The sequence below is a fragment of the Sciscionella marina DSM 45152 genome (genome assembly GCF_000379465.1).
Taxonomy (GTDB): domain Bacteria; phylum Actinomycetota; class Actinomycetes; order Mycobacteriales; family Pseudonocardiaceae; genus Sciscionella; species Sciscionella marina.
On record NZ_KB905465.1, the window covers coordinates 252,740 to 267,305 of the forward strand.

Annotated in this window: 9 protein-coding genes and 1 tRNA gene; 3 read left to right on the plus strand and 7 right to left on the minus strand. The window is 68.2% G+C overall.

The genetic code is table 11. The annotated features are described in order from the left end of the window. Positions 1-21: 21 nt before the first annotated feature. From A37U_RS0141720 to ssb, 4 genes are all read right to left on the minus strand, one after another. Positions 22-4,998 (minus strand): NAD-glutamate dehydrogenase, encoded by a 4,977-nt coding sequence (locus tag A37U_RS0141720; protein ID WP_083934286.1) that lies wholly within the window; start codon positions 4,996-4,998, stop codon positions 22-24. 140 nt (positions 4,999-5,138) lie between these two features. Next, positions 5,139-7,304 carry a hypothetical protein gene (locus tag A37U_RS0141725; protein WP_026198197.1) on the minus strand — a complete coding sequence of 722 codons (2,166 nt, stop codon included), beginning with the start codon at positions 7,302-7,304 and terminating at the stop codon, positions 5,139-5,141. Positions 7,305-7,317: 13 nt separating this feature from the next. After that, positions 7,318-8,994, minus strand: coding sequence for an energy-dependent translational throttle protein EttA (ettA, locus tag A37U_RS0141730; protein WP_020502611.1), 1,677 nt, complete (start codon positions 8,992-8,994; stop codon positions 7,318-7,320). A 189-nt stretch (positions 8,995-9,183) separates the two neighbouring features. Then, positions 9,184-9,585, minus strand: a complete 402-nt coding sequence (gene ssb, locus A37U_RS47975) for a single-stranded DNA-binding protein (protein WP_051111867.1) — start codon at positions 9,583-9,585, stop codon at positions 9,184-9,186. Positions 9,586-9,755: 170 nt separating this feature from the next. Between ssb and A37U_RS0141740 the strand changes: the two genes are divergently transcribed. Together A37U_RS0141740 and A37U_RS0141745 are read left to right on the plus strand one after the other, a co-directional pair. After that, on the plus strand, positions 9,756-10,433 hold the full coding sequence (locus A37U_RS0141740; protein WP_020502612.1) for a response regulator transcription factor: 678 nt from the start codon (positions 9,756-9,758) through the stop codon (positions 10,431-10,433). Further along, on the plus strand, positions 10,430-11,797 hold the full coding sequence (locus A37U_RS0141745) for a sensor histidine kinase (RefSeq protein WP_063712911.1): 1,368 nt from the start codon (positions 10,430-10,432) through the stop codon (positions 11,795-11,797). The genes A37U_RS0141740 and A37U_RS0141745 overlap by 4 nt, the downstream gene beginning before the upstream one ends. Here the strand turns inward: A37U_RS0141745 and A37U_RS0141750 are convergent. After that, positions 11,783-12,943, minus strand: coding sequence for an MFS transporter (locus A37U_RS0141750; protein WP_026198199.1), 1,161 nt, complete (start codon positions 12,941-12,943; stop codon positions 11,783-11,785). The genes A37U_RS0141745 and A37U_RS0141750 overlap by 15 nt on opposite strands. 172 nt (positions 12,944-13,115) lie before the next feature. Between A37U_RS0141750 and A37U_RS0141755 the strand changes: the two genes are divergently transcribed. Next, positions 13,116-13,192: transfer RNA gene (locus tag A37U_RS0141755), tRNA-Arg, on the plus strand. A gap of 70 nt (positions 13,193-13,262) precedes the next feature. On the opposite strand, the gene A37U_RS54300 is transcribed toward A37U_RS0141755, so the two are convergent. Continuing rightward, the gene (locus A37U_RS54300; protein ID WP_020502615.1) at positions 13,263-13,952 is read right to left on the minus strand and encodes an IS630 family transposase; all 690 of its coding nucleotides are present in this window, start codon (positions 13,950-13,952) and stop codon (positions 13,263-13,265) included. Positions 13,953-13,985: 33 nt separating this feature from the next. Next, entirely contained in the window at positions 13,986-14,354 is a 369-nt protein-coding gene (locus A37U_RS54305; RefSeq protein WP_020502616.1) for a helix-turn-helix domain-containing protein, read from the minus strand. Positions 14,355-14,566: the final 212 nt, after the last annotated feature.

Genomic DNA, 14,566 nt, shown 5'->3' on the forward strand with positions numbered 1-14,566 from the left:
CTTCAAACTCCGGAAAAACGATCAGCGGACCATGTTACGCACCTGCCGCGCGGCGACCGACAATGTGGCCAGATCATGGGAGCCGGACTCGGCGATCTCGGTGAGCGCACCACGCGCGCGGGCCAGCCGCGAGGAGTTGGAGCGCTCCCACTTGTCGATCTTGACCGCGGCCGCGTCACCCGGATCGGACTGGCGAAGCACGTCGAGGGTGATGCTGCGCAGCGAGCCGTACAGGTCGTCGCGCAGTGCCAGCCTGGCGAGGGCGTGCCAGCGGTCTCCGCGGTCGAGCTCGGAGACCGAGGTGAGCATCTCGTCCGCGGACAGGTGCTCGGAGAGCGCGAAGTAGAGCTCCGTGGTCTCCTCGACGGGCCGCTCGGCGGCGAACCCGGCATCCTGCTCGGCGAGCTCGGACACCTCGATGACATCCAGGAGTCCGTAGCAGTTGAGCAGTCCGCCGATCGCGCTCGCGAACTCGGCGGGCACACCCGCTTCGGTCCAGCGCCGTGCCCGTCCCTCGGCGAGCTCGCGCTCCCCGCCGCGCAACAGTTCCATCGCACGGGGCAGCAGCGCGCCGACCGGTTCGGCGAACCGGCTGATCTCCGCGCCGACCGCGATCGGCTGCGGACGGTTGGACAGCAGCCAGCGGCAGGCCCGGTCGAGCAGCCTGCGGGTCTCCAGGATCAGCTCGTCCTGCACCGCACTGCTGACCACGTTGTCCAGCGCCTCGATCTTGCGCCACAACTCGGGGAGCCGGAAGATCCGGGTCACCGCGGTGTAGGCGCGCACCGAATCGGTGGTGGTCGCGCTGATCTCCTCGGCGAGCCGGAATGCGAAGGACACGCCCGCCCCGTTGACGAGTTCGTTCACCAGTGCGGTGGTGGTGATCTCGCGGTGCAGCGAGTGCCGGAAGATCGAGTCACCGAACCGCTCACGCAGCTTGCTCGGGAAGTACTCGGGCAACCGCGCGGCGAACACCTCGGCGTCCGGCAGGTCGGAGTCCAGTACTTGCTGTTTGAGCGTCAGCTTGACGTGCGCGACGAGGGTGGCCAGTTCCGGCGAGGTGAGACCCTTGCCTTCCTTGTCCAGCTTGCGGAATTCGGCCTTGCTCGGCAGCGCCTCGATCTCCCGGTCCAGGCCGTGGTTCCGGACCAGATCGTTGACCAGGCGCGCGTGCACGGTGAGCATGTTCGCCGCGTGCGAGCGGGAAACCCCGAGCAATTCGTTCTGCGCGTAGTTCTCGCCGAGCACGAGTTCGCCGACCTCGTCGGTCATCTCGAGCAGCAGTTCGTCACGCGCGGCCGGATCCAGGGTCCCGTCCGCGACCAGCTGGTCGAGCAGCACCTTGATGTTGACCTCGTGGTCGGAGCAGCTGACTCCGGCCGAGTTGTCCAGCGCGTCGGTGTTGATCTTGCCGCCTGCCCTGGCGAACTCGATGCGCCCGCGCTGGGTGCATCCGAGGTTGCCGCCCTCGCCTACCACCTTGACCCGCAGCTCGCCGCCGTCGACCCGGATCGCGTCGTTGGCCTTGTCGCCCGCGTCCGCCTGGGTCTCGGTGGAGGCCTTCACGTAGGTGCCGATCCCGCCGTTCCAGAGCAGATCGACCGGCGCGCGCAGGATCGCGGTCATCAGCTCGGCCGGGGAGAGCTCACCCGGTTCGAGCCCGAGCGCCGCGGCCGCCTGCGGGGAAACCGGGATCGACTTGGCGGTCCTCGGCCAGATCCCGCCGCCCTCGCTGATCAGTGAACGGTCGTAGTCGGCCCAGGAGGAGCGGGGCAGCTCGAACATCCGGCGCCGCTCGGCATACCCCGTGGCCGCGTCCGGCTCCGGGTCGATGAAGATGTGCCGATGATCGAACGCGGCGACCAGGCGGATGTGCTCCGAGCACAGCATGCCGTTGCCGAACACGTCCCCGGACATGTCGCCGACCCCGACCACGGTGAAGCTCTCCCGCTGGGTGTCCACGCCGAGCTCGCGGAAGTGCCGCTTGACGCTCTCCCACGCTCCCTTCGCGGTGATGCCCATGCCCTTGTGGTCGTAGCCGACCGAGCCACCGGAAGCGAACGCGTCACCGAGCCAGAAGCCGTAGGACTTGGAGACCTCGTTGGCGATATCGGAGAAGGTCGCCGTGCCCTTGTCCGCGGCGACCACGAGGTAACTGTCGTCGCCGTCGTAGCGCACGACGTCCTTGGCGGGCACGACCTCGCGGACACCGTCGACGGTGCGCAGGTTGTCGGTGAGGTCGAGCATCGCGGACACGAACATCCGGTAGCAGGTGACGCCCTCGCGCTGGGTGTTCTCCCGGTCGATGCCCGGGTCCCCGGTCGGTGCGGGCGCGCGCTTGAGCACGAACCCGCCCTTGGCGCCCAGCGGCACGATCACCGCGTTCTTGACCTGCTGCGCCTTGGCCAGCCCGAGAATCTCCGTGCGGAAGTCCTCCCTGCGGTCCGACCAGCGCAGGCCGCCGCGCGCGACCGGCCCGAAGCGCAGGTGCACACCCTCGAACCGGGGCGAGTACACGAAGATCTCGAACCGCGGCCTCGGCTCCGGCAGTTCGGGGATCCGCCTCGGGTCGAGCTTGACGGCGAGGTAGCCACGCGGATCACCGTTTTCGTCGCACACGTTGTAGCTGGTGCGCAGGGTGGCGGTGACGAGGTTGTGCAGGCTGCGCAGAATGCGGTCCTCGTCGAGGCTGGTGACCTCGTCGATGAGGGCGAGCACCTCGGTGGTCAGGTCCTCGGCGGTGCTTTCCCGCTCGCGTTCCGAACGGTTCGGATCGAACCGCGCCTCGAACAGCTGGATGAGCAGGGTCGCGATCCGGGTGTTGCGCAGTATCGCGGACTCGATGTAGTCCTGGCTGTACTGGATTCCCGCCTGGCGCAGGTATTTCACGTAGGCGCGCAGTACGGCGGCCTGTTCCCAGTCCACCCCCGCGCGCAGCACGAGCGAGTTCAGCCCGTCGACCTCGGCGTTGCCGGTCCACGCCGCCTCGAAGGCGCGCTCGAACCGGCCCCGGACCGCGGCGACATCCTCTTCGAGCCGGTCCAGTACCCCCGGCGGAACGTGCAGCCCGAAGTCGTAGATCCAGCAGCCGACCCCGTCCTCGCGGAACACCTGGTACGGCCGCTCGTCGACCACCTCGACGCCCATCCGCTGCAGCACCGGGAGCACCTGGGTCAGCGTGATGCGCTCACCGACGTGGTAGATCTTGAACCGTCGCTGCCCCGCGTCCGCATCGAGCGGCACATAGAAGGACATCTCCAGGGTGTGCGAGAAGTCCTTTGTGGACAGATTGTTCAGCCGGTGCAGGTCGTTCAGGCCGATCTCGGCGCCGAAGTCCTCCTTGTACGCGGCGGGGAACGAGTTCGCCAGCCGCGTCACCTGCTCGGTGAGGGTGCCGTTGGTCAGTTCCACCCCGTTGCCCTCACCGGACTGCTCGGCGAGCACGGCGTCGGTCATCAGGTCGTCCCAGGTCCGCGTCGCGTCGATCAGCTTCTGCTGCAGCGCGGCGACATCCACCTCGGGATGCTCGGCCGAGGGATCGGTGTTGATCATGTAGTGCACGCGGGCCAGTTCGGACTCGCCGATGCTCACCCCGTACTCCAGCTGTTCCCCGCCCAGTTCGGATTCCAGCACTTCCTGGATCGTGCGCCGCCCGCGCGTGGTGTACCGGTCCCTCGGCAGGTACACCAGACAGGAGTAGAAACGCCGGTACGGATCCCTGCGCAGGAACAGTCGCAGCATGCGCCGGTCGGCGAGGGCGAGCACCCCGGTGACGATGCCGTAGAGCTCGTCCTCGCTGGTGGACATGAGCTCCGAACGCGGATAGGTCTGCATCGTGTCGAGCATCCGCTGCCCGGAATAGGAGTTCAGCGGGAATCCGGCGCGCCGGATGATGTTGCGCACCTTCCGCTCGATCACCGGAATGTCGAGCACATCCTCGTGCAGCGCGTTCCCGGTGAGCAGGCCGAGGAACCGGTGCTCCCCGTCGACCTCTCCGTTCTCGTCGAAGGTCTTGAGCCCCACGTAGTACGGGAACACGTTGCGCCGCACGCTCGCTCGCGCGCTCGCCTGGGTGAGCACGAGCAGTTCCGGGGCCAGCGCGGTGTCCGGACCGGAGAGCAGTTTGCGCGAGGAAAGGGAATCGGCGCGCAGCACGCCGAGACCGGTGGACAGCATCGCGCGCTGCCCCGGCTCGCCCTCGTCCTCGGTGACCAGTTCGTAGCGCCGGTAGCCGAGGAACACGAAGTGCCGTTCGATCAGCCAGCGCAGGAAGTTCGCCCCGTCGGCGACCTCCTCGGACTCCAGCCGCGGCGGATCGGTGTCGAGTTCCTCGGCGAGTTCGAGCGCTTTCTGCTTCATGCGCGCGGAATCCTCGACCACCTCGCGCACATCCCCGAGCACCGCGACGAGCCGGTTCTCCACTTCACGGGCCCGCTCGTGATCGGTGATCAGGTCGACTTCGAGATGCATCCAGGACTCCGCGGTCGCCCCCTCGGGCACCTCGTCCGGGTCCACATCGGCGAGCACCTCGACGAGATTGCCCGCCACATCACGGCGCACCACGACGATGGGGTGCACGATCCGCTGCACCGAGGCGTCCGCCCGGCTCAGCTCCGCGGCGACCGAGTCGACGAGGTACGGCATGTCATCGGTGACAACCTGTACGACCGTGGTCGCGGAACGCCAGCCGTCCTCGGCACGGGTGGGATTGAGGATGCGCACCACCGGCCTGCCCGGCGCGCGATGCTCGGCGAGCGCACGGGACGACCGCACCGCGCCGACGAGATCCGCGGGGTCGTCACCGGCGAACTCCTCGACCGGCACATAACGGTAGTACAGCCGGATCAGCTCGCTGAGATCTTCGTCACTCGCCGCGGCTTCGGCGATCAGCCGGTCCCGGAACCGTTCCGAGTCGGCGTCCACGACGTCGACTCCCCCTTGGCTCCGGCCGTTCCCTTGTCGTGTAGTTGAATCCGTCCCTGAATGCGTGGCCGCCATCTTCACCTATCTCCGCCTGAATCTCCGGCACGTCCATGTGCCGGGCCATAGCCACCATATGCCGGTACACCACCCTCGGACAGCCCGGGTGCCGGGCATGTGTCCTTGCTTTCCAGGGGGTTGTGCACTCGCCCGATGGGCTACTCGGATGATCCCGCCGAGTTCGGCCAGTCGGCCTGGAAGTAGTCGGCGTACCACGGCTCGTTCGCCGGTTTGCCGTGCTTGCTGCCACCCGAACCGTTGCCCGAGCGCCGGATGCCGAGCCCATTGGCCTCGGGTTTGCGATGCCGCGCCGGCCGGTGCTCGTCCAGGCTTGCCAGCGTCGCGCTGAGGCCGAGGCCGGTGCCCGGATCGAGACTGGTGTCGGTACCCGGATCGAAACTCGATGCCAGGTCTGAATCGAAACGGATCTCCGGATCGGCGTTGTCGTCCCGCGCTTGATCGGTACCGTTGCGCCCCTCGCCGGTGTCGTCCTCGGCACCCTGCTCCGGCTGATCGGCGTGATAGGCGTCCATCGCGTTGGCGAGCAGATCGGCGAATCCCAGGGAGTCGTCATGATCCGTACCGGCCGGGGTCGCCTCCGCCGCACTGCGCGGATCCGGGATCGGGCCCGAGTAGTCACCCGGTGTATCGGCGAGTTGCTGCGAGCCAGCCGTTTCCGGGAGGTCAGGGGCGAGCGGCGGCGCTTGTTCCGGTGTCCGCTGCCCCGGTGTCCGCTGCTCCGGGGGCACCGGCTCCGTCTCCTTTGGCTCCGTCTCCTCTGGAACTGCCTGCTCGGGTTTCGTCTGCTCGGGTTTCGTCTGCGCTGAAGCCGCCTGTTCTGGTGCCGCCCGCTCCGTGGGCATGGCTTCTTCGGCGACCACCGCTCCGTGCCGGGGTGCCGGGGCCCGTCGCCGTCCACCACTGCCCTCGGTGACCACGAACCCGGGAAGATGCGCGAGGCCAGGCCGGGCGTCCTCGGTCGCCGCGGCGCTCACGGATTCGTTCTCCTGCGCCTCCCCCGTCTGTTGACCATCAGGTTCCGGTGGCGCGAACGCCGCGATGTCCGGTCCGGATTCCGGCCCCTGCGCGCTGGAGGGCGCGATACCGCCGGCCTCGACCGCGAAGACGAGCAGTTCCTCGATCGCCGTGTCCAGGTCCGCGTGTCCGAGCTCCGCGTGGTCCGGAGCCACCGTGCCGGGCAGCGGGAACTCCTCGGTTCCGGGCTCGTACTCGGCATCGGCGAGGTGCAAGCGGTCTTCCTCGCGGGTGCTCGTCCCGGGGAAGGCGCGGGCGAGCTGGGCGCGGATCGTCTCCATCCGCCTGCGCTGCAGTGCCGAGGCGTGATCCGCGGTACGCACCGTCTTGGCGGCGCCCCGTGTTCCCGCCTGCTCCTGTAGGACGGCGAGTTCCCGCGCCGCGGCGGCGAGTACGTCGAACTCCTCGTGCCGCTGCGCGATGTGCACCGCCTCGGCGAGCAGGGTCGCCGGTTCGCGTGCCGGTTCCTCGGGCACCACGCCGGTGGCCAGGGCATGCGCGAGCCACGCGACCGGAGCGGCCGCCCTGACCCGGATCGGTTCGAAGACGCTCGCGGTGCCGATCCGCACGAGCTCGGCGCGTTCGGCAGCCGCCGCCGGCTCGGCGGCGAGAGCGAGCAACAGCTCCAGGCGCAGCAACGCCGGAAGCCCACTGCCCGCGGCGACCGCAGCGGCGATCCCGTCGAGTAGCCGCAACCCGTCCCGCGCGAAACCGGCCGCGGCCACCGGATCCCCGCCGACCCGCAGCGAACGCGCCGCCGCCGCGAGCACCTCGGCGCGGACGAGCACCGCGCTGTCGGTGTCCAGCCGGTCGTCCAGCACGCACAGCCGTTCGGCGTTCACCAGCACCGTGTACAGCTCATCGCGCCAGCGATACGGGGCGAGGGCGGCGGAGGCGACGCCGAGTGCCAGGCCGAGCGTGCCCGGAGACCGCCCCGCGAGCAGCATCGGGCGCACCACCGCGAGCACGGCTTTCGGTGCGCCGACAGCACGGGCGGCCCCGGCGAGCCGGACCCGCAACAGGGCACCGAGCTCGGGATCGTCCTCGGCCTCGACGAGCTCGATCGCGTCGAGTACCGCACGGACACCGCCGTGGTGCGGACCGTGCGCCGCGGCACCCATCCCCTCGGCGAGCACGGCCAGCCGCCGGTCATCGGCATTCGCCGCCGCACCCCCGGCCAGGGCCCCGGCCAGTTCGGGCGCCCGCCAGAACTGGCCGCGCGCGGCGGCGAGCAGCTCGGCGGCGGGCCCGGACGCGAGCCCACCCTGTCCTCTGCGCTGCCCGACCACGACGGCGCTCCGATCAGTTCCTGGTCAGTTTCCGGTGCGTGACCCGATGCGGCCGCGCTGCCTCCGGGCCGAGCCGCTCGATCTTGTTCTGCTCGTAGCCCTCGAAGTTGCCTTCGAACCAGAACCAGCGCGCCGGATCCTCATCCGTGCCCTCCCAGGCGAGGATGTGGGTCGCCACCCGGTCGAGGAACCACCGGTCGTGCGAGATGACCACCGCGCAGCCGGGGAACTGTTCGAGCGCGTTCTCCAGCGAGCCGAGCGTTTCCACGTCCAGATCGTTGGTCGGCTCGTCCAGCAGGACCAGGTTACCGCCCTGCTTGAGGGTCATCGCGAGGTTGAGCCGGTTGCGCTCCCCGCCGGAGAGCACGCCGGCCGGCTTCTGCTGGTCGGGACCCTTGAAGCCGAAAGCGGAGACATAGGCCCTCGACGGCATCTCCACTGCGCCGACATGGATGAAGTCGAGCCCGTCGGAAACGACCTCCCACACGTTCTTGTCCGGGTCGATCCCGGCGCGGTTCTGGTCGACGTAGGAGAGCTTGACGGTCTCCCCGATCTTCACCGTGCCCTCGTCCGGGGACTCCAGCCCGACGATCGTCTTGAACAGGGTGGTCTTCCCGACCCCGTTCGGCCCGATCACCCCGACGATGCCGTTGCGCGGCAGGGTGAACGAAAGACCGTCGATCAGCTGGCGATCACCGAAGCCCTTGCGCAGCCCGTCGACCTCGACCACCACATCGCCGAGCCGGGGGCCGGGCGGGATCTGGATCTCCTCGAAGTCGAGCTTGCGGTTGCGCTCGGCCTCGGCGGCCATCTCCTCGTAGCGCTGCAGCCTGGACCGCGACTTGGTCTGGCGGGCCTTGGCGTTGGAACGCACCCAATCGAGCTCGGTCTTGAGTCGCTTGGCCAGCTTGGCGTCCTTCTTGCCCTGCACCTCGAGGCGTTCGCGCTTCTTCTCCAGGTAAGTGGAGTAGTTGCCCTCGTAACCGTGCAGGTGCCCCCGGTCGATCTCGGCGATCCACTCGGCGACGTGATCGAGGAAGTACCGGTCGTGGGTGACCGCGAGGACGGCGCCCGGGTAATTCGAGAGGTACTGCTCGAGCCAGAGCACGCTCTCCGCGTCGAGGTGGTTGGTCGGTTCGTCGAGCAGCAGCAGGTCCGGCTTGGACAGCAGCAGCTTGCACAGCGCGACACGGCGGCGCTCACCGCCGGAGAGGCTCGCCACCTCGGCGTCCGGTGGCGGGCAGCGCAACGCGTCCATGGCCTGTTCAAGCTGCGCGTCCAGATCCCAGGCGTCGGCGTGGTCGAGCTCCTCCTGGAGCCTGCCCATCTCCTCCATCAGCTCGTCGGTGTAGTCGGTGGCGAGCTGCTCGGCGATCGTGTTGAACCGCTTGAGCTTCACCATGATCTCGCCGACGCCTTCCTCGACGTTGCCGAGCACCGTGGTCTCCTCGTTCAGCGGCGGTTCCTGCTGGAGGATGCCGACGGAGTAACCGGGACTGAGGAACGCCTCGCCGTTGTTCGGCTGGTCCAGCCCTGCCATGATGCGCAGCACGCTCGACTTCCCCGCGCCGTTCGGCCCCACGACGCCGATCTTCGCGCCGGGGTAGAACGACATGGAGACGTCGTCGAGGATCACTTTGTCGCCGTGCGCCTTGCGCACCTTCTTCATCGTGTAGATGAACTCCGCCATGGGCAGATCGTAACCCCTGCCCTATGAGCCGGGACCGATGCGCTCGCCGGTGCGGCTGCGACCGGCCACGAACGAAACCGCACGGCCGAACACACATCGTGCCAGCGATCTCGCCCAGTGTTACCGCGCGTATCGTGCCCTCGGCCGCGGACAACACGGAAATCCCCCGACCGTGTCGGATTCAGCTCCTCATGCGGCCACCTCCGGTACCAACTCGACGGGTTCGAGCTCTTGGTTCGCCCGCCGGACCGAGACCGAACACCGCGCGATATTCGGGCCGATCGCATAACCGGTCATCTCCGTGACCGTGCGCATGTTCCCCTCGTGCTCGAAACTCTTCGTGACGATCTTCCCGGTGACCAGGACGGGATCTCCGGTGCGCAAGGTCTCGCCGACCCGTTCGGCGAGTTTTCGCCAGCAGGTCACCGCGATGAACAACGTGTCCCCGTCCACCCATTGCCCGAGTTCCTTGTCGAACCGGCGTTCGGTGGAGGCCAACCGGAAATTGGCCACCGGGATCTGCTCGGCGGTTTTCCGCAATACCGGCTCGGTTGCCACATTGCCCACAACGGTCAGGACGGTCTGATTCATGATTTCCCCTCGGCTCACGCACGAAAAACGGATAACCCGACGATGCCGTATTTCCCGCGCTGGACAACCGGGCGAACGAAATCTGTGGACAACCCGGAAGGCTGTGTACAACTCGGCATACGCACGAGGGGCGACACCTCGGACACCGGCCGCTGGGAGAGGATGGGCACATGCGCGTGCTTGTGGTTGACGACGAAGCCGCGGTCCGGGAATCGATCGCGCGCGGTCTCCGCTTCGACGGTTACGAGGTCACGGTGGCGACCAATGGGCTCGCCGCCCTCGACTCGATGCACGCGAACCGCCCGGACGTCGTCGTGCTCGATGTGATGATGCCGGTGCTCGACGGACTCGAGACCTGCAGACGGCTGCGCGCGAACGGCAGCAGGACCCCGGTGCTGATGCTCACCGCGAAGCGCGCGGTCAACGACCGGGTCTCCGGGCTGGACGCGGGCGCGGACGACTATCTGGTGAAACCATTCGACTGGGACGAACTGCTCGCCCGCCTGCGCGCGCTGCTGCGCAGGGCAGACGCGACGAACCAGCACACGCTGCGCTACGGCGAGCTGGTCATGGACCTGGCCGCGGGAATCGTCACGCGGGGACAGCGCACGATCGAGCTGACCAAGACCGAGGCCGGCCTGCTCGCCGCACTGCTGCGCGCGGGCGGCAAGGTGGTCACCCGCTCCGCCCTCTATATCGAGGTGTGGGGTTACGACTTCGGCAACCGCTCGAACAGCCTCGACGTGTACATCGGCTATCTGCGCCGCAAACTCGAAGCCGGCGGTGAACAGCGGATCGTGGAGACAATCCGAGGCGTCGGATACCTGCTCAAGGGCACAGCACCATGAGCAGGCCGACCTTACGGCGAAGGCTGACCATGCTCACCGCGGGCATGGTGGCCATCGCCGTTGTCGGCCTCTCCCTCGGTGTCTGGCTCCTGCTGCGCATCCAGCTCTACGACGAGGTGGAATCCTCACTCCGGGAGAAAGTGGCGCGGGTGGCCCACCGGACGGATCCACTGAAGCTGGCCACCATCCCGGTGTGGATCCGCCCCGATATCGACACCCTCTTCGGTGTGGTCTCCCGGCAGGGGATCACCCAGCGGCCGGGTTTCCAGCGAGAACGGCTGCCACTGGGACCGGTCGATATCGCCATCGCCAAACGCCAGCAGCGCGATTCGGTCCGCAAGGTCACCGTCGGCGACACGAACTACCTGATGCTCACCGTGCGCGGGGAAACCGGGCAGGCCATCCAGATCGCCCGCGATCTGACCGAGACCGACCAGACGCTCCAGCGGTTCGCCGTCGTGCTAGTCGCCGCCGACGCCGTGGTCGTAGTGCTCACCGTCAGCCTCGGCTACGCGCTCACCCGCCGCGGACTGCGTTCCGTGGAGAGCGTGCGCCGGGCGGCCGAACACGTCGCGCGGACCCAGGACCTCACCGCAGCGGTACCGGTCGCCCGCCGCGACCCCGCCGAGATGGCCAGCGTGGCCCGCAGCGTCAACGCCATGCTCACCGCGCTCGCCACCTCCCAGGACGCGCAGCGCCAGCTCGTCGACGACGCCGGCCACGAACTCGCCACCCCGCTGACCAGTCTGCGCACCAATATCGAGTTGTTGCTGCGCGCCGAAAAACACCCCGAACGAGTACTCGCCGCCGAGGACCGCCGCAAGCTGCTCGAGGACCTGCGCGCCCAGATCGGGGAACTCAGCACCCTCACCGAAGAGGTCGTCGAGCTCGCCAGGGACCAGGGCGCACACGAGGAACACATCGAGCTCGACTTCTCCTCGGTACTGGACGCGGCCGTCTCCAGGGCCCGCGCCCGCACCCCCGACGTGCCCTTCGAGGTCAGCAGCGAACCGGTGACCGTGCACGGCAAACGCGCGGCACTCGAACGGGCCCTACTCAACCTGCTGGACAACGCCGCGAAGTTCAGCCCGGACGGGGAACGGGTCGAGGTGTGGCTGCGCCCCGGCGAGAACACCGCGGCGATCGAGGTCGCCGACCGTGGCCCCGGTGTCTCCGAAGAGGAGCTGGACCGGGTGTTCGAACGCTTCCACCGCAGCGCCGATGCCCGGGCCCTGCCGGGATCCGGGCTCGGCCTGTCCATCGTCGCCCAGATCGTCGCCGCACACGACGGCTCGGCCTGGCTCACCCACCGCGAAGGCGGCGGCACCGTCGCGCACATCGAACTGCCACTACCCGACCGGTGAGGCCACCTTCGCCCGCGCCCGCAACACCGAAGCGCCCTTCGCGGCCGCCGGGATCACCGCGACGATCAGTGCGACCACCCCGAAGCTCACCGAATAGTCGGTCGCGCTCGCGATCCCGCCCATCGCCGGAGGGCCGGCCATATAACCGGTGTACGCGATCCCGGAGACGAACCCGATCTCCCGCTCCCCCGATCCACTGCCCGAGCTCCCCGCCAGCGACAGCGCGACCGGGAAACAGAACGCGAGCCCTGCCCCCGCGAGGCCGAAGCCCAGATAGCCGACCCAGGCGAGCGGGACGAGCACCATGACCACCAGCCCGAGCGCGGCGATCGAGGAGGCACCGATGAGCAGCCGGTACGGCCCGAACCGGCGTTCCAGCCGTTCACCGGCAAGCCTGCTCACCGCCATGGCCACCGAGAACACCGCGAAGGCCACCGCGGCCGATGCCGTGCTCACCCCGCGCTCGTGCACCAGGAACATCGCCGACCAGTCGGTACTCGCCCCCTCCGCGAGACCGGAGCACACCACGACCAGGCCGAGCACCCACAGCACCGGCCGCCGCATCGGGGCGACCCCGCCCGCCGGGCGCGCATGCCCGGCCGGACGGTCATCCGGGACCTCCCTGCCGAGCACCCCGAGCAGCACCGCGCCGATGACCGAGACCAGCAGCAGATGCCAGACCACCGGAAGACCGAGTCCCGAGGCCGCACCGGCACCGAGCGAACCCGCGAGCCCGCCGAACGAGAACCACGCGTGGAACACCGGCATCAACGGCCGGTCCAGTCGGCGCACCACATGCATCGCCCCGACATTCATGCCCACATCCAGCGTCGCGATCAGGAAGCCGAACAGCAGCAGCAGAACCGCGAGCACCGCGACCGAAGAGGCCAGGCCAACCATCGGGACCAGCACGAACAACAACACCGCCGAGACCAGTACCGCCGACCGCGCCCCGAACCGCGCACACAGCCGCCCCGCCGGGTTCGCCCCGAGCGCCATCCCGGCCGCCGTGCCGAGCAGCGCGAGACCGAGCACCCCCGGCCCCGCGCCGACCTGCTCGGAAAGCTCCGGGATCCGGGTCGCCCACGAAGCATAGAACCCACCGTTCAGCGCAAAGGCCACGGTCACGCTCGTTCGTGCCGACACCGAACCTCCAGATCGATTGAGTAGGCTCACCATCATCATGAACGCACAGAACTGGGCCCCGGCCGCCCCTGCCTCCTGGTTGAGATTCCCCCGTTCGCGGTAGTCGTGAAACGAACGACGAGGCGCGAACGATCAACCCCATGAGACGCGCAGCAAGCCTGAACGTCTCCCGGCCTCCGTAGCTCAGTTGGATAGAGCAAGAGCCTTCTAATCTCTAGGTCGCAGGTTCGATTCCTGCCGGGGGCACCACCAGGCAAAACGTGGTTTTCAACCCACGCACAGCGCTTCGACAGCTAGAGATTGTCGACCTAGTGCCTCGTCAAGCGACGTTGGGTAGGTAATCTTGTCTGCGGATCTTGGAGTGGACGGCGAAGTGGCGTTTGGGCATGGCTTTCTGGTTGCGCCAGCGGATGTAGTCGCCGAGTGCGTGGTCTTGCTCGGTGTGGCTGCGGTGGTCGGTGCCGTCGAGGGCGAAGTAGCGCAGCGCGGTGAACTCGCATTCGATCCAGTTCAACCAGGACGCGTTGGTGGGGGTGTACACCAGTTCGACCTCGTGGGCGGCGCACCAGCTGCGAACTTCGGCCTTCTTGTGCGGGCCGAAGTTGTCACAGATGACGTAGAGCCGGCTGTGGGGGAATCGCCTGCGCAGCTGGCGCAGAAAGTCCAGGAACTCCTGCCAGCGCTTGTGGTCGCGGATGCGGTAGAACATCTGCCCGCTGGCCAGGTCCAGCCCGCCGAACAGGTGCCGCACTCCGCCGTGGCGGCTATACGTGGCCCGCTGCCGGGCCGGGTGACCGATGCCGAACCAGCTGCGGCCAGGCCGCGGTTGCAGGTTCAGCGGGCCGAACTCGTCCGCACAGATCACCCGCCCATCGAGGGGCGGCCGGTCGTACAGCGCCAAGATCCGGTGCATCTTGTTAGCGAAGTCCGGATCGGTGCTGGCCTTCCAGGTCTTCGTGGCCTGCCAGGACACCACGCCGGCGCGCAAGACCTTGCGCAGCGTCTCCACACTGAGTTCGGTGATCAGCCCCGTCTCGGCGAGCTAGTCCCGCAGCTTGGGCAGGCTCCATACCGAGAACGGCCGTCCCAGCGATCGGGGGCCGCAGCGGGCGATGCGGCAGATCCGCTCACGCGTCTGCCGGCCCGTCTTCGCCTGCCTGCCCCCTTTCCATTTTGGGTTCAACGCGGCAAACCCCCGCTCGTTGAACGTATGGATCACTTCCCGCACCCGACCCTCCGACACAGCGAACAGTTCGGCGATCTCGCCCACCATGCGACCCTGCATCGAGGCCAGCACGATCCCAGCACGGCGCATACGCACCCGATTCCTCGACTTCCGCGCCGTGCTCACCAGCCGCTGCGCCTCCTCCGGCGACAGCTCCCACACGAACACCTCAGGCTGACGTGCCATCAACTCACCTCCAACCGTCAGCCTGAACCATCCCCAGCGAAACGATCACACGGGAACCGAAATTACCGCCCCAACCTTCATGGACGAGGCACTAGTGGGGCCTGTAACAGTAGCGGTGTTTTCGGCCCGACACGCCGGGCTGATGTCCGGTGGGATGGGCACTGTGAGTGATGACATCTGGCGTTGTGAGCGCTGAGAAGAAGATCAAGGAG